Below are 15,570 nucleotides of genomic sequence, written 5' to 3' on the forward strand. Positions count from 1 at the left end.
AGACATTTCAGCCGGGGACGAGCACCGAACGCGTATGGTCCCCGACCTCCCCTCCCCGAGCAGGCGCGGCCTCCTCGCCGGCGCCGGGCTCGCGCTCGCGGGCGCCACCGTCGGCGTCGGCGCGACCGAACCGACCGCTCTCCCCGATCCCGTTACCGATCGGGCCTCGAAGTGGCTCCCGGACCCGACCGACCACCGCTGGCACCCGCCCGTGAGCGAGGCGCACGCGCGCGACGCCGTCGATCGACTCGCGGCGGAGGTCGAGCGCGGCCGCGACCTGTGGGACGAACTCGACACCGACGAACGGTTCACCGGCGACGGCGGCTGGCTGGAGGACGCCCGGGAGTACCTCGAGGAGGGGCGCTACCGGGAGGCGACGTTCTACGCCACCGGCGGGATGGGGTTCGCCGCCGAGGACGTGGGGTTCGCGCTCGCGCGACTCGACCGCCCCGAGGCCGACCCCGAACAGCTCGCCGAGCGAGGCACGGCGATCCGGGAGCGAGCGGACCGGATCCTCGACGGGATCGACGACTATCCGGTCGCAGAACCCGGCCGCGACCTCGGCTGGTACCACGAGATCGAGCGACGGATCCGGCTCGTTCGGCTCGACGCCCACGAGCCCGACCCGGACCGCGACCGTGGATACGACGCCGACGAGATCGCGTCGATCCACGCCGGCAACCGCCTGGCTGTCCTGCGCGTCCGCGACGCCGAGCACTACCGCGAACAGATCGAGGAACTCCTCGGCGACGACGGCGAGCCGTGGGCCGACCGGATCGAGCGGCTCGACACGCGGTTCCGTGAAGCGATCGACGAGTTCCCGGACCGGGGCGAACTCCGCGAGGAGATCGAGTCGATCGAGGACGACCACGGCCCCGGGCCCTACCACACGGCCCGCTGGAAGCTCTCGATGTGGTGTTACGACACGGACTACCTCGTCGCCGACTGGGACGAGGATCTGGGGCTCGTGAACGCCGTCGAGGCCGGGCAGGCGCTCGCACAACGGCGCGCGCACGACCGCGCGGTCGACGCGCTCGTGATGGAGCCGGACGGCCCGCGGTCGTTCGACTCGGGCCACGTCATCCGCGAGAAGCGCGCGGCGATGCGGCGCTTCCGGCGGGTCGTCGGCGACTCGCCGCCGCCGCTGTTGTCGATCCTGACGGCGCGCGCCGGCGAGGACATCGACGTGGCCGAGGTCGGGTTCGCCGGGAGCTACCAACGGCCCCTGTGGCGCGACCGCGTCGACGCCTACTGCTACGCGTTGATCGCGCGGATGAAGTTGAAGGAGTATCCGCAGATATTCGAGCGGTTCCTCGCGCGGGAGTGAGTCGGGCGGGCGGCCGTCTTATCGGTCGACGGTGACGCGCTCGATCTTCACGTCATCGCGGGGCTCGTCGTTGCGGCCGGTCGGCACCGAGCCGATCTCCTCGACCACGTCCATCCCGTCGACGACCTCGCCGAAGACGGCGTGGCGGCCGTCGAGATGGGGCTGGGCGTCGAGCGTGATGAAGAACTGCGAGCCGTTGGTGTTCGGGCCGGAGTTCGCCATCGAGAGGATCCCGGCGCCGCTGTGGGTGAGGTCGTCGTGGAACTCGTCGTCGAACTCGTAGCCGGGGCCCTCGCGGCCGGTGCCGGTGGGGTCGCCGCCCTGGATCATGAAGTCGGAGATGATCCGGTGGAAGACGACGCCCTCGTACAGCGAGTCGCCGCGGATCTCGCCGGACTCGGGGTCCTCCCAGGTCGTCGTCTCGACGCCGGGCTCGTCGCTGGCGGCGGGGTCGTGCTCCGCGAGGTTGAGGAAGTTCTCGACCGTCCGGGGCGCGCGGTCGGCGTACAGCTCGATCTCGATGTCGCCGTGGGTCGTGTGCAGCGTGACGTGCGGCAGGTCGTCGCTCATACAACCCTCCAGACCGCGGAGGGGGGAAAGTCGTTCGGCTTCGCCGTCGGCCGGGTCGCCCGCCGTCCGCCCGTCGTCAACCGGGCACCGGGCCACAGCTACAAGCCGCCGGCCGCGGAAGGGCCGCCATGGCCGACCACGAAGCCGAGCGCCTCACGCTCGCACGCCTCCCCTCGGGCGTCGCCATCGAGACAACCGTCCACACGTACACGCCCGTGTCGGGCGGTGACGGCGCGGACAACGGCGCGGGCGACGCCGACAGCAACGACTCGAACGGCGGCACGGGCGACGACGATTCGAACGATACCCCGACCGTCTACGTGCAGGCGGCCCAGCACGGCCGCGAGATCAACGGCGCCGCGGTGTGCCGGCAGCTTCACGACGACCTCGTCGCCGCCGACATCGCCGGGACGGTCCACGTCGTTCCCGTCGCGGACCCGCTTACCTTCGACACGGTCTCGTACACGACGCCGGAGGCGTACGACTCGGTGAACCCGAACATGAACCGCTGTTGGCCCGGCGACGCCGACGGCACCCTCCACGAGCGCATGGCGGCGACGCTGTGGGGGTACGCCGGCGAGGCGGACTACATCGTCGACCTCCACACCGGGAGCCGCGACATGCTCACGCACACAGTGTACCTCCGGGGCGACGACGACTGTCGCCGGCTCGCGGAGGCGTTCGGGACGGACCTCCTGCTGGCGGAGTCGGCCGGCGAGGACGCCGACGAGGAGTGGGACAGCCGAAACTTCGGCGGGAAGCTCCGCGTCGCGGCGACCCGGGAGGGGATCCCCTCGATCACGCCCGAACTCGCGCACAACAAGGAACTCGTCGACGACGCGATCGAGGCCGGCGTCGAGGGGACCGAGCGCGCGCTCCGCCACGCGGGCGTGCTGGATGACGACGGGGGCGTCCCGGAGTGGGACGGCACCCGCGCGCGCAACCACCTCGGACGGGTCACCGCCGGCGAGTCGGGGCTGTTCCGCGCGGCCGCCGACGTCGCCGTCGGCGACGAGGTCGTCGAGGGGAAGTACGTCGGCGAGGTGTACGACCCGACGACCTACGAGGTGCGCCAGGAGGCGACCGCCGACCGCTCGGGCGTCGTCTACTCGGTCGCCCGCGAGGCGACCGTCACCGCGGGCCAGACGCTCGTCGGCATCGCGATCCGGCTCGACGACGAGGAACGCGAGATCGAGTGAGGCGATCGTCGCGCCGGCGACGGGAGCGGCTCGCTCGCCCCCGACGGGGGCGACTCACCCGCCGGCGGCGACGGGCGCCGCCTCGCCGTCCCCCCGCCTCAACAGGACGAGCGTGAAGCCCCCGGCGACGACGCCGAGCAACGCCATGTACCCGAGGAACCCGACGTACCACTCGACCCCGAGCAGTCCGGGCGTCCAGCCGATGAGCGCCGGCAGCGACGCGCCGGCGGCCTGCGTGACGAGCGCGACGACGAGCGCGGCCATCCAGCCGCCGATGAGGAGGCGACACACCTCGCGCCACGGCGCCACCGAGACGGCCTTCGCGAGCAGGCCGCCGACGCCGACCGGGACGTAGAGGAACGCGAACCCGAGCGCGAGCGGGAGCGTGGCGGCGTCGGCGGGCAGCCCGAACCCCGCGCCGGTACCGGTGAAGACGGCGACGAGGGCGAGCATCGCGCCCAACGCGCGGTCGTGGCCGATCAGTCTGCCGAGTACGTACGTCGAGAGCGCGAGCAGGACGACCACGGCGCTGGCCGCGAGGAAGAACAGCTGGTACAGGCTCGCCGGTCCCACGGCCATGCTGCGTGGACGGCGCGCGCGACCGGTAATAAACCTCGTGCGCCGGGTCTCAGCGGTGAGAACCGCGGACGCGGCTCGTTCGTGGGCGCCTCTCAGAAGTCGCGCAGGTCCACCAACACCGCCGCCGCGGCGCCGTCGTCGATCGCCTCGTGGGCGAGATCGAGCCCTTCCTCGATGCTATCGGCGTCGCCGCCGGCGTAGATCCGGAAGGCGGCGTTGAGCGCGACGGCGTCGCGCCAGTGGTCGTCGCGCTCGCCGGCGACGACCGCCTCGGTGAGCGTCGCGGAGTCGACGGCCACGTCGTCGACCTCCAGGTCGGCCTCCTCGAAGTCCATGCCGTACTCGGCCGTCTCGATCTCGAAGTCGGTGAAGGAATCGCTCTCGCTGCCGCCCTCGCCGTCCGCGTCGCCTCCCGCGTTCCATTCAGCTACTTTCGTGTACCCGGGCCGGATGTCGTCGTACCCCTCCATGCCCTGGAACATGATGACGCGGCCGAGGTCGTGGAACTCGCTCTCGACGAACGTGTCGACCACCTTCTTCGCGAACGCGAGGTGGTAGAACGAGCCGAGGTGGGTGGAGGCGCCCGCGGGGTTCGCGAGCGTCTCGATCGTGTTGACGAACGAGCGCACCCCCATCATGTCACGGCGCTCGAACAGGTCGTCGACCGCGGGGTTGAACGCCGGCTGGTAGTAGAAGCCGAAGCCGGTCTCGTCGACCATCTCGGCGGAGTCACGCGGCGTCAGCTCGGTCGCGATCCCGAGTTCGTCGAGGACGTGCTTGTACGCGTCCTGCTTCTGGGTCGGCACGCGGTCGCCCGAGTGGACGACGACGGGTGTACCGGCGCCGGCGGCGACGATGCCCGCGGCAGCCCCGAGGATCGCGGTGTCACCCTTGCCGTCGTAGTTGGCGCCGCAGTCGACGGGGTCGACCTCGGGCTCGGCGTACTCGACGCGCGCGCACATCTCGTCGACGTACGCCGCCAGCTCCTCGGGGTTGTTGCGCTTCCAGCGGTTCGCCAGCCAGAACGCGCCCAGCGTGGTGTGGTCCGGTTCGCCCGCGAAGATCCGGCGCATCGCCTCGCTCGCCTGCGCGCGGGTCATGTCGTCGGCCGACTTCGGGCCGGAGCCGCACACCTCGGTCATCAGCCGCTTGAGCGGCCACTCGCCGAATTCCTCGTCCGCCTCGGTGGTCGCCTTCGCCATGTCCGATCGAACGGGCGTTCGCCGCAAAAACCACCCGGTTACCCGAGGGGGCGGGCTCGGCGACGAGCGAAACCGGTAGGTGCCGCCGGTCCCTACGACGGCCAATGAGTAGCGCCGAGGGCGATGGCGCGGACGCGGACGCGACCGACGACTGGCGCGCCGGCCTCGACGACGTGGACGCGCGGCTGATCGACGACTACCAGAGCGGCTTCCCCGTCGCCGAGCGCCCGTTCGGGGTCGTCGCCGACGACCTCGGTATCGACGAGGGGGAGGCGCTCGACCGGGTGAAACGGCTCCGCGATCGGGGCGTCTTCCGCCGCTTCGGCGCGGTGCTCAACCCGCCGGTGATCGGCTCGTCGACGCTGGCGGCCGTCTCGGCCCCCGAGGACCGCTTCGAGGAGGTCGCGGAGGTGATCAACGGCTACCGGCAGGTGAACCACAACTACCGCCGCGACCACGAGTGGAACCAGTGGTTCGTCGTCACCGCCGCCAGCCGCGAGACCCGCGACCGGATCCTCGCGGAGATCGAGGAGCGCACCGGCTGTTCGGTGCTGAACCTCCCGATGCTGACGGACTACTACATCGACCTGGAGTTCCCGGTGTGGAACGACGACGCGTTCGCCAGGGAGTCGCTCGACTCGACGGACGCCGCGGCGACCCGGATCTCCGAGAGCGCGACCGGCGACCTCTCCGCGCTGGACCGGGCGCTCCTGGTCGAGATCCAGGACGGCTTTCCACTCAGCGCGACGCCGTATCGCGACGTCGCCGACGCCGTCGGCGCCGACGTGGAGAACGTGCTCGCGGCGATCGAGCGCCTGCTGGCGGACGGCTGCATCAAACGGATCGGCTGCGTCGTGAACCACATCGTCACCGGCTTCCGGAACAACTGCATGGTCGTGTGGGACGTGCCCGACGACCGGCTGGACGAGCTCGGGGAGCGGGTGGGGGAGCTCCCGTACGTCACCCTCTGTTACCACCGACCGCGCCGGCCCGACCAGGACTGGCCGTACAACCTCTTCACGATGGTCCACGGCCGGGAGGCGGAGGCCGTCGACGCGAAGATCGACGAGTTGGCCGACGACTACCTCCCGTTCGACCACGAGCGCCTCTACTCGACGGCGACGCTGAAGCAGACCGGCGCGCAGTACGAGGAGTTGGTCGGGGAGTAGTCGCGGCCGGCGGACGACCCGGTCGCCGTCGCGCTCTCGCTCGCTCGCGGCTCACACCGTTCGCCGATCGCAACGAAGGCTCGCTATCGCCCGCCCTCGCCCCCCTCAACCGCCCCGGTCCCCGCGCGGTCGAACCCCTCCAGATCGATCCTCCCCTCCGGCATCGGAACGCCCTCGAACGGGTCCGCCCCGTCCGCGAGCAGCAGGCTGCCGTCCAGATCCGCGTAGTCGAGCAGCGGTCCGAGGTGACAGCCGGCGGCGATGGCGGCATTCGACTCGACCATGCAGCCGAGCATGACGTCGAGGCCGTGCGCGCGGGCGGCGTGGACCATCCGTTTCGCCTCCAGCAGGCCGCCGCACTTCATCAGCTTCAGGTTCGCGATGTCGCAGCGGTCGGCGATCCGTGGGATGTCCGCGAGCGTGACGCACGACTCGTCGGCGGCGATCGGGAGCACGGAGCGTTCGGAGGCGTCCTTCAGGCCCGCCGGGTTCTCCGCGGGGATGGGCTGTTCGATGAACTCGACGCCCAGATCGGCGAGCCACTCGCTCTTTCGGGCGGTCTCGCGCGGGGTCCACGCCTCGTTGGCGTCGACGCGTAGCGTCGCCTCGGGCGCCTCCTCGCGCACCGCCTCGACGACCTCGCGGTCGCGGTCGGTGCCCAGTTTCAGCTTGAGGGTGGAGTACCCCGACTCGACGGCGGCGGCGGTCTTCTCGCGCATCACGTCGGTGTCGTCGATGCCGATCGTGTACGACGACGTAGGGGCGTCCGCGGGGTTCAGCCCCCACAGGCGATACAGCGGGACGCCGAGGCGTTTCGCGGCCAGATCGTGCAGCGCGATGGAGACGCCACAGCGGGCGGCAGGGTTGTCGGCGACCACGGCCTCCATGCGCTCCTCGATCTCCGCGAGCGCGTGGGGGTCGCCGACGGTCTCGACCTCGGCGAGCAGATCCGGGAGCACGGCCACGACGGTGTCGGCCGTCTCGCCGTAGTGGCTCGACGGCGCGGCGGCGCCGACGCCGACCATCCCGCCCTCGTCCTCGATCCAGACGATCACGTTCTCGGCGGCGGTGGTGGTGCCCCGCGAGATGGTGAAGTCGTGTTCCAGCGGCAGGGAGACGCGCTCGAAGGACGCGGTAAGCGTCGACGAGGTGGCCGACATCAGCGGATCGCCTCCACGACCTCCTCGGCGCCGAAGCGGATCAGGTCCGTCGCGGGCGCGTCGATCCCGGCGGCGAACTCCTCGACGGCGGCCTCGGCGGCCGCGTCGTCGTCGAGGTCGGCGGTGTTGAGCGCGCCGGCGACGACCTCGGTCCCGTGGACGGGCGCCGCGAGCGACTCGTAGAGGTCGACGTACTCCGGCAGCGGCGGGAGGTCGAACGACTCGTAGCCGTGGATCGCCTCCCGGCCGGCGGCGTGGCACATGACGAGTTCGTCCGCCATCGCGCCGTGGAGGATGCCGCAGGTGACCGCCGAGTAGGCGGGGTGGACGATGCTCCCCTGCCCCTCGACGACGAGCAGGTCGTGGTCGTCGCCCTTCTCCAGGATCATCTCCTCGACGGCGCCGGCGGTGAAGTCCGAGACGACGCGGTCGACGGGGTTGCCCCAGCCCTCGATCATGATCCCCGTCTGGCCCGTCGGGATCACGCAGGCGTCGATGCCGACCTCCCTCGCGGCGTCGACGATCTCCATCGTCGCGGTCATCTTGCCGACCGAGCAGTCGGTGCCGACGGTGAGCACCACGTCGGCGTCGACCTCGTCCGATCGCCCCTCGGCGACGCCGATGTCGCGGTCCGGGCGCCGCACGTCCCACAGCTCGACGCCGTGTTCGGCCGCCAGCGCGGCGAGGTCGTCGTCGTCGTTCAGGAAGTAGTGGAGCCCCGAGACCACGTCGCAGCCGGCCTCGATGGCCGCCTCCACGTCCGGCCGCCACGACTCGTCGAAGCCGCCGCCGATCGGCGCGATCCCGATGACGAGCGCGTCCACGTCGTCGGGCACGTCCGCGAAGGACGCGACGACGGGCGCGTCGGCCACGCCGGGGAGGTGGTCGGCGACGCGCTCGCCGGGTCGGTCGCGGTCGAGGACGGCGGCGACCTCGTAGTCGGCGTAGCGGATGATGCCGTTGGCGGTCTTCGAGCGGTCGGGGAACTTCCCGTGCGCGAGGACGGCGACGCGATCGTACATGTGCGGAGGTGCGTGAGCGTGGGTGATAAATCGGACTCACGCGGTCGGATCGGCCGGATACTTCGACTGTGAGATCGGTGTGTACAGGTGATCGACAGTTTCGACAGCGACGACCGTGGTGTCCACCGCGAAAGCCCCCGCGGCTTTCGACTCCCGCGACTCGCTGCGCGCGCTCGGTCGCTCCGCTCTCTCGCGTGCTTGCGTCGTCATCAGAACGCGTAGCGTTCTGATTGGCTCACGAGAGCTCCGCTCTCGTGAACGTCGAGGTTCGTCGATAGCCGCGGCCCCTTTCAGTCCCGCCCGGCGGTCGGACGGGCCGAGCGATGGATCCCCTCGCTCGGTGTGCACGAACCGCGGTGGCGCGCGCCGGCCGACCTCCGTGTCGGCCGGGTGCGCGCGAGGGGCGAGTGAGGAGCGGGACGAGGTCGAACGGAGTGAGGCCTCGGTGCGAACGGCGAACATAGTGAGCCGTGAGCCGAGCGACGAACGAGTCGGTTGGGGAGGCTCACGTGAACGGAGTGAACGTGAGTTCGTCGGAGCTTGCTCCGACGTAAGTGAGGCTGCGGTGCCGTCGGGTGGGACTGAAAGGGGCCGGCGTGCTCGCGGAGCGAGACGACGCTAGCACTGCAAGGAGCGAACGGAGTGAGCGAGTGAAGCGCGCAGCGAGTCGCAGCCCGCGAGCACGCCGGGGGCTTTCGTGGTCGTGTTCTCCGTCGAAGCGACGACGACACCGCAACCAACGCCAGCGGAAACCCCTCCGAACGATCCGAATACAGGCACAGCCGGCCGATTTCACCGCCCCTTACCCGGCTCGCGAACCAGAGACCACGTAATGAGCGACGGCATCCACCTCAACCTCTTCACGATGAACTCCGTGGAGCACGTCTCCCCCGGCTCCTGGCAACACCCGGCGGATCGCTCTGCCGAGTACACCGACAGGGAGTACTGGACCGACGTTGCTCGGACCGCCGAGCGCGGCGGCTTCGCCGCGGTGTTCTTCGCCGACGTGCGCGGCATCTACGACGTGTACGGCGGCGACCGCGAGACGGCCATCGAGCGCGCCGTCCAGACGCCCTCGAACGACCCCGGGTACCTCGTGCCCGCGATGGCGGAGGTGACCGACTCGCTCGGCTTCGCGGTCACGAAGTCGACGACCTACACGCACCCGTACCAGTTGGCGCGGGAGCTCTCCACGCTCGATCACCTCACCGACGGCCGGGTCGCGTTCAACGTCGTTACCTCCTACCTCGAATCGGCGGCGGCGAACCTCGGGCTCGACGAGCGCATGGACAAGGGGACCAGATACGACCGCGCCGACGAGTTCATGGACGTGTGCTACGCGCTGTGGGAAGAGTCGTGGGACGACGAAGCCGTCGTCCGCGACCGCGAGTCGGGCGTCTTCACCGACCCCGCGGGGGTTCACGAGATCGACCACGAGGGCGAGTTCTTCGACGTGCCCGGCCCCCACGGCTGCGAGCCGTCGCCCCAGCGCACGCCCGTGATCTTCCAGGCGGGCTCCTCCGACCGAGGACGCGACTTCGCCGCCGCCAACTCGGAGGCGGTGTTCTGCTCGCAGCCGACCGAGCGCGGCGTCCGCGAGTACATGGACGACCTGCGCGAGCGGGCCGCCGCGCTCGGACGCGACCCCGACGAGCTGGCGTTCTTCCCGGGCGTCGTCCCCGTCGTCGCCGAGGCCGAGGAGGCGGCAGAGGCGAAGTACGAGCGCCTGCTGGAGACGGTCGACGTGGAGGCGACGCTCGCGCTGCTGTCGGGGTTCCTCGACATGGACCTCTCCGAGCTCGACCCGGATCAGAAGATCGAACACATCGAGACCGACGCGATCCAGGGGACGATGAACGCGTTCACGAAGTCCGACCCCGACCGCGAGTGGACGGTCCGCGAGGTGGCGCAGTTCTCCGGGCTCGGGACCACCTCGCCGGTCGTCGTCGGCACCCCCGAGCAGGTGGCCGACGAACTGCAGTACTGGCACGAGGAGGTCGGCGTCGACGGCTTCAACGTGAAGGAGGTGCTGCGCACCGGGAGCCTCGACGACGTTGTCGACCTCCTCGTGCCCGAGTTGCGCGCACGCGACCTGCTCGCGGAGCCGACCCCCGGCGAGACCCTCCGGGAGCGACTGCTGGGCGACGGTCCCCGGCTGTCGGCGACCCACCCCGCGCGGCAGGAGCTAAAATGAACGGCGCGGAAGTCGCAACGATCGCGGATCGCCTCGCTGGGGCGCGAGGCTCGCACGACCGTCGGTTTCGGTCGGGGACGGTACGGCCGACGCCAACATCATTAAGTAGTCGCACCCGTTTGTGACAGGTGACGCTTCGTCTGGAGGGCCGAAGCGTCAGCGGGGACCAATTCAGGGCGGAACGCGCGCCGCTCTTTTCACCGGCGCGCGTTCGGCCCACGTTTCACACTCGCGAGCCGCCGGTTCGTTCGTCGTTGTGTGTCCGTGAGCGTGTCACATCCGTGAGCCGTCGAGCCGCCGGCTCCTTACCCGTCAGTGGGCGGGTTGCGGAACACGCCGTCGGCGATGGCGAGGCCGCCGACGGCCGAGCCGGCGGGCGCCGTCAGCCGGAACGGCACGCCGAGGCCGACCGTCGCGACGACGGCCGCGAGCAGGCTCACGCCGATGAGCGCGAGGAGCACGTCCGCACGCGACGGACCGTCGACCGGGAGCACGGTAATTACATCTCATTAGAGACGGAAACCCCTTGGGGTCGTTTTCCGACCCGTCGGAACAGGTAGGTCGGTCGGGGGCCACCTCCGAACGTGCCACACCTCCAGTTCGACACGGACGCCGACCCGACGGCCGCCGAGAAGGAGGCGCTCGCCGCCGTCGTCACGGACCTGTACACCGATCACATGGAGACGACTGCCGGCCACGTCGCCGTGACGATCCGCGACCGCGGGCCGGCGGACCTCCAGCTCGGTCGCGCGGTCGACGGTCCGCTCGTGTTCCTCGACGCGGACGTCCGCGAGGGGCGCCCGTTCGAGTTGAAGCGGGCGTTCGCGCTCGCGACGATGGAGTACCTGATGGACGAGTGGGGCGTCCCCGAGGAGAACCTCAAGGTGACCTTCACCGAGCACGCCGGCGAGGCGATGATGGGCTACGACCGCGTCGGCGGCGACTGGGAGGGGTAGCTCGCGGCGGCGGGAACTGCGAGCGACCGTAACCGATACCGGGAGCGCGAACGAACGGGGCGACGATGCCCTCCAACGTCTCACGCGACGGTACAGTCGTCGCACTCGAAACGGCGCTGCTCGCGGTCGTCGCCGCGGCGGTGGCGACCGACCTCGTCCTGTTCGCCCGGCTCACGCCGCAGTCGCTCGCGGAACCGATCCGGCTCCTGCTGGCCGCCGGCGCCGGGATCGCCGCGTCGCTCGGGGTCGCCGCCGGCGTCGCCGACGGGCGACCCCTCGTCGCCGTCGGGGCCGTCGCCGCCGTTCCGATCGCAGGACTGTACGCCTACACCGGGCTGTTGCTCCCGTGGACGCAGCTGTCGTTCTTTCTCGGGCAGATCGGCGTCGAACTGACGCTCTCGGTTCCGGTGATCGGAGGTGTGCTGGCTGACGTCCTGTTCGGAGGATTCACCCTCTCGCAGGCGACGCTGGAGCGCGCGTATCGGGTCCACTACGGGCTCGTCGTCGCCGTCGCGGTCGTCGTCGTCGGACGGACGACGATGCTGCTTCGCGGTCGGATCGATTCGAGTCCGGCCTGAGAAAGCGGTCGTCGCTACGCTCCTCGTGACTGCGAGGGAAGGGATTTGAACCACGCCGAGACGTGCTCACTCCGCTGCGCGCGTCTCGTCTACTTCAAATCCCTTCCGTGACGATTCGGGGGGCTTCGCCTCCACTCATGCGAGGGAAGGGATTTGAACCCTCGAACCCCTACGGGAGCGGATCTTAAGTCCGCCGCTTTTGGCCTGGCTCAGCCACCCTCGCGCGGGTCGTCGTTTCGCCGGACGGCGGAAGTGGATTTCGGTCGCCCGCCGGGGTCGCTTGCTGGTGCTCCGAGATTCAGGACAGCTCTGCGGCGACCGACGGATGAAAACGTGCGTAGGAACACCGTCAGTGTCGTGAGCGACAACACCGACGGAACGCTCGATGCGGTCACGCGGCGGCGAGTCCTCGCGGGCGCCGGTACCGCGGGCGCGCTCGGCCTCGCCGGCTGCACCGGCGGATCGGATGACGGCGCCGCCGGGAGCGATACGAGCGATACGACCGAGACGACCGGGACGGGCGGGGACGGGACGAGCACCGCGACGGCGGGCGGCGGGACGCTGAACTTCGCGCAGTCGAAGTCGCCGCTGGATTTCGACCCGCTGAAGGCCAACGACGTTCCCTCGCTGCAGGTCGTCGAACGGCTCTTCGACAGCCTCTACACGTACGGCGAGGGGACCGAGCTCGTTCCGAAGCTGGCGGCCGCCGAGCCGGAGGTCAACGAGGACGCCACCGAGTACGTCGTCGAGCTTCGCGACGGTGTCACCTTCCACAACGACGAGCCGATCACCGCCGAGGACGTGAAGTACTCCTTCCTCGCGCCGGGACGCGAGGAGACGGCGAACGGCTCGGAGTTCACGATGATCGACTCCATCACCGTCGTCGACGAGCGGACGGTCCGGTTCGACCTGTCGTACCCCTTCGGGCCGTTCCGCCACAAGCTCGCGTGGTCGCCGGTGCCGAAGGCGTACCGCGAGGAGAACAAGCAGTCGTTCAACCGCGACCCCGTCGGCTCCGGGCCGTTCACGCTGGAGTCGGCTACCGAGGGCGACGAGGTCGTCATGGAGCGCTGGGATGAGTACCACGGGAGCGCGCCGAGCGTCGAGGAGGTCGTCTTCGGCGTCGTCGAGGAGCCGACGACGCGGGTGACGACGCTGAAGAACGGCGAGTTCGACATCGTCCAGACGGTGCCGCCGAAGCTGTACTCGACCGTGAAGAACCAGGCGGGCTCCTCGGTCGCGGAACGCCAGGGGCTGGGCTACTACTACCTCTCCTTCAACTGTAACGAGGGGCCCACGGCCGACCCGAAGGTCCGCGAGGCCATCGACTACGCGGTCTCGATGGACGACGCCGTCGCGAACTACATCGATCCCGCCGGCACGCGCCTGACCGCGCCGATGCCCGAGACGGTCACCGACGCCTGGGACTTCCCGACCGACGAGTGGGCGGACATCCCCCACGACAAGGACACGGACATGGCCGCCCAGCTGCTGGAGGAGGCCGGGGTTTCCAAGGACTACTCCTGGAAGATCATCGTCCCGCCGGACGACAAGCGCGAACAGATCGGTATCTCCGTCGGCAACGGGCTTCAGGAGGCCGGCTTCAGCAACGTCGAGATTCAGCGGCTCGACTGGGGCGCGTTCCTCGACCAGTACTCCACCGGCAACGAGGACGACTACAACATGTACACGCTCGGGTGGGTCGACGAGTTCGACCCCGACGGCTACCTCTACTACATGTTCCACCCGGACGTGGAAGGCGAGACAAACGGCTGTTACTACCGCAACGAGGCGGTCGCAGACAAGCTGACTCAAGCACGGCAGTCGGCCGACCGCGAGGAACGGAATCGGCTCTACACCGAGGCGACGACGACGATCCTGGAGGACCGCGCGCACCTGCCCGCGTACAACCTCAAGAACAGTTTCGGGGTGCGGGACGCCGTCGAGGGGTTCCGCCCCCACACGGTCTCGGGCATCAATCCGCGGCTGGCCGGCGAGGAAACCGTCAGTCTGAACGACTGACGACCCTCACCAGTCGACGCTGAGAGTGCCGTCGCCGTGGGGATCCGGCGACAACTCCTCGTCGGTCCGGCGGTCGACGACGTGGATACAGCCGACGTCCTTCTTCGCGGGGCACACCTCCGCAGCGCGGATGTTCTCCTCTAACTCGTCCTCGCCGATGTAGTACGACTTCGGCTTCGCCATCCCGCTGGCGATGTCCATCTCCCAGTTGTCCGCGACCTCCGCGCACTTGCCCGCGCCGAAGCAGGCGTTCGCCTCGAAGATGATCTTGTACGGCTTCTCCTCCACCGGCGGCCCGTCGCCGCCGACGTCGCTGGCGGTCTGTACCTCCGCGTCGAGGTCGCTCATACCCGACGTTCCGCCCCGGGCGACTTTCGTCTGTCGGTGCCCGGACCCATGCGTCGTCGCCGGCGGCGACGATGCACGGTCGGTTGCGTCGACGATCCACGGGCGAGAACGTCGACGACTCCGGTGGGGAGGTCCCATTCGCGCGGGAACGGCCGACGCGTTTTTTCGCTCGGCCCGCAAGCGACGCGGTAGTGAGCGACGCCCCCGACGACACGATGCGCGAACGGGCCGGGACGAACCGGCTGAAACTGTGGCTCCTCGTCGACGCCGACCGGTGGCTCGTCGCCGCCGGCTTCCTCGCGGCGGTGTTCGTGCTGCTGTTCGCCACCGGCGTCCTCGTCCCCGGCGCGGCGACGCTGCTCGCCGACGGCGACCCCATCGAGACCACGTTCCAGCCGCTCATCGGGGGGACGATCACCGTCGTCACGCTCGTGCTCACGCTGAACCAGCTCGTGCTCTCCCAGGAGTTGGGCGCCGTCGGCGACCAGCGCGAGCGCATGGAGGGCGCGACGGAGTTCCGCCGCGACGTTGCCGACACGCTCGGCCGCGACGTGATGCCGCCCGAGCCGGCGGCGTTCCTCCGCGAGCTGGTGATCGCCGCCGGCCAGCGCGCCGACGACGTGGACGAGGCGCTGGCGGACGACGAGGAGCTGGCAGACGACGCCGCGCGGCTCGTCGACAGCGTCCGCGGCAACGCCGAGACCGTCGGCGACAACCTCGACGACGCGCAGTTCGGCACCTTCGCCGTCGTCTCGGCGGCGCTGAACTTCAACTACTCGTGGAAGCTGTACGAGTCCCGGCGCCTGCGCGCCAGCCACGACCTCACCGACGAGCAGGACGAGGCGCTGTCGGCGCTGGGGGACGTGTTGGAGCTGTTCGGCCCCGCCCGCGAGCACTTCAAGACGCTGTACTTCCAGTGGGAGCTGGTCGACCTCTCGCGGTCGGTGCTGTGGGCGGCGGTGCCGTCGCTCGTCATCGCGTTCGGGTCGGTGCTGTACCTCAGCGCGCTCGTCCCCGGCGCGCCCGCGACGGGGGTGTACCTCGCGGGTCCGCTCGTCGTCAGCCTCGTCGCCGCGGTCGGGCTGCTCCCGTTCGCCATCCTGCTGTCGTACGTGCTCCGCATCGCGACGGTGACGAAACGGACGCTCTCGATCGGCCCGTTCACGCTCCGCGAGACGACCCCGAACGACGACTGAACCGGATCGACGACCGACGGGAGACGGAGAGACGGGGAGGAGAAAACG

15 protein-coding genes and 1 tRNA gene are annotated in these 15,570 nt (G+C 70.1%); 8 read left to right on the top strand and 8 right to left on the bottom strand.

What is annotated here, in order from left to right; translation table 11 throughout:
• The first annotated feature begins 34 nt into the window (after nt 1–34).
• Nucleotides 35–1,327 (top strand): hypothetical protein, encoded by a 1,293-nt coding sequence (locus K6T50_RS06825; protein ID WP_222608642.1) that lies wholly within the window; start codon nt 35–37, stop codon nt 1,325–1,327.
• An 18-nt stretch (nt 1,328–1,345) separates the two neighbouring features.
• Here the strand turns inward: K6T50_RS06825 and K6T50_RS06830 are convergent, their stop codons facing one another.
• Complete coding sequence (locus K6T50_RS06830; protein ID WP_222608643.1) at nt 1,346–1,897, bottom strand: peptidylprolyl isomerase; 552 nt, start codon at nt 1,895–1,897, stop codon at nt 1,346–1,348.
• Nucleotides 1,898–2,025: 128 nt separating this feature from the next.
• On the opposite strand from K6T50_RS06830, the gene K6T50_RS06835 reads away from it, so the two are divergent.
• Nucleotides 2,026–3,096 (top strand): succinylglutamate desuccinylase/aspartoacylase family protein, encoded by a 1,071-nt coding sequence (locus K6T50_RS06835; RefSeq protein WP_222608644.1) that lies wholly within the window; start codon nt 2,026–2,028, stop codon nt 3,094–3,096.
• Between the two features lie 54 nt (nt 3,097–3,150).
• On the opposite strand, the gene K6T50_RS06840 is transcribed toward K6T50_RS06835, so the two are convergent.
• Both K6T50_RS06840 and K6T50_RS06845 read right to left on the bottom strand, forming a co-directional pair.
• Nucleotides 3,151–3,675, bottom strand: a complete 525-nt coding sequence (locus tag K6T50_RS06840; RefSeq protein ID WP_222608645.1) for a hypothetical protein — start codon at nt 3,673–3,675, stop codon at nt 3,151–3,153.
• Nucleotides 3,676–3,767: 92 nt separating this feature from the next.
• Complete coding sequence (locus tag K6T50_RS06845) at nt 3,768–4,877, bottom strand: anthranilate phosphoribosyltransferase (RefSeq protein ID WP_222608646.1); 1,110 nt, start codon at nt 4,875–4,877, stop codon at nt 3,768–3,770.
• A gap of 104 nt (nt 4,878–4,981) precedes the next feature.
• Here K6T50_RS06845 and ahbB point away from each other — a divergent pair, with 104 nt between their 5' ends.
• Nucleotides 4,982–6,046 carry a siroheme decarboxylase subunit beta gene (gene ahbB, locus K6T50_RS06850; RefSeq protein WP_222608647.1) on the top strand — a complete coding sequence of 355 codons (1,065 nt, stop codon included), beginning with the start codon at nt 4,982–4,984 and terminating at the stop codon, nt 6,044–6,046.
• An 83-nt stretch (nt 6,047–6,129) separates the two neighbouring features.
• Here ahbB and K6T50_RS06855 read toward each other — a convergent pair whose 3' ends face one another.
• Together K6T50_RS06855 and K6T50_RS06860 are read right to left on the bottom strand one after the other, a co-directional pair.
• Nucleotides 6,130–7,206 carry a dipeptide epimerase gene (locus K6T50_RS06855; RefSeq protein WP_222608648.1) on the bottom strand — a complete coding sequence of 359 codons (1,077 nt, stop codon included), beginning with the start codon at nt 7,204–7,206 and terminating at the stop codon, nt 6,130–6,132.
• Nucleotides 7,206–8,228, bottom strand: a complete 1,023-nt coding sequence (locus K6T50_RS06860) for an N-acetyltransferase DgcN family protein (protein WP_222608649.1) — start codon at nt 8,226–8,228, stop codon at nt 7,206–7,208. The genes K6T50_RS06855 and K6T50_RS06860 overlap by 1 nt, the downstream gene beginning before the upstream one ends.
• Before the next feature lie 832 nt (nt 8,229–9,060).
• Between K6T50_RS06860 and K6T50_RS06865 the strand changes: the two genes are divergently transcribed.
• Entirely contained in the window at nt 9,061–10,422 is a 1,362-nt protein-coding gene (locus tag K6T50_RS06865; RefSeq protein WP_222608650.1) for an LLM class flavin-dependent oxidoreductase, read from the top strand.
• Nucleotides 10,423–10,727: 305 nt separating this feature from the next.
• Here the strand turns inward: K6T50_RS06865 and K6T50_RS06870 are convergent, their stop codons facing one another.
• Complete coding sequence (locus K6T50_RS06870) at nt 10,728–10,916, bottom strand: DUF8015 family protein (protein ID WP_222608651.1); 189 nt, start codon at nt 10,914–10,916, stop codon at nt 10,728–10,730.
• Nucleotides 10,917–11,006: 90 nt separating this feature from the next.
• On the opposite strand from K6T50_RS06870, the gene K6T50_RS06875 reads away from it, so the two are divergent.
• Both K6T50_RS06875 and K6T50_RS06880 read left to right on the top strand, forming a co-directional pair.
• Entirely contained in the window at nt 11,007–11,378 is a 372-nt protein-coding gene (locus K6T50_RS06875) for a tautomerase family protein (RefSeq protein WP_222608652.1), read from the top strand.
• A 65-nt stretch (nt 11,379–11,443) separates the two neighbouring features.
• Nucleotides 11,444–11,956: a cytochrome b N-terminal domain-containing protein gene (locus K6T50_RS06880; protein ID WP_222608653.1), complete on the top strand. Its 513-nt coding sequence runs from the start codon at nt 11,444–11,446 to the stop codon at nt 11,954–11,956.
• Nucleotides 11,957–12,094: 138 nt separating this feature from the next.
• On the opposite strand, the gene K6T50_RS06885 is transcribed toward K6T50_RS06880, so the two are convergent.
• Nucleotides 12,095–12,179: transfer RNA gene (locus K6T50_RS06885), tRNA-Leu, on the bottom strand.
• 134 nt (nt 12,180–12,313) lie between these two features.
• Between K6T50_RS06885 and K6T50_RS06890 the strand changes: the two genes are divergently transcribed.
• Nucleotides 12,314–13,978, top strand: coding sequence for an ABC transporter substrate-binding protein (locus K6T50_RS06890; protein ID WP_222608654.1), 1,665 nt, complete (start codon nt 12,314–12,316; stop codon nt 13,976–13,978).
• Nucleotides 13,979–13,984: 6 nt separating this feature from the next.
• On the opposite strand, the gene K6T50_RS06895 is transcribed toward K6T50_RS06890, so the two are convergent.
• On the bottom strand, nt 13,985–14,326 hold the full coding sequence (locus tag K6T50_RS06895; protein WP_222608655.1) for a ferredoxin: 342 nt from the start codon (nt 14,324–14,326) through the stop codon (nt 13,985–13,987).
• A gap of 191 nt (nt 14,327–14,517) precedes the next feature.
• On the opposite strand from K6T50_RS06895, the gene K6T50_RS06900 reads away from it, so the two are divergent.
• Complete coding sequence (locus K6T50_RS06900) at nt 14,518–15,522, top strand: DUF7972 family membrane protein (protein ID WP_486606382.1); 1,005 nt, start codon at nt 14,518–14,520, stop codon at nt 15,520–15,522.
• Nucleotides 15,523–15,570 lie beyond the last annotated feature (48 nt).

The organism is Halobaculum magnesiiphilum (assembly GCF_019823105.1).
Taxonomy (GTDB): domain Archaea; phylum Halobacteriota; class Halobacteria; order Halobacteriales; family Haloferacaceae; genus Halobaculum; species Halobaculum magnesiiphilum.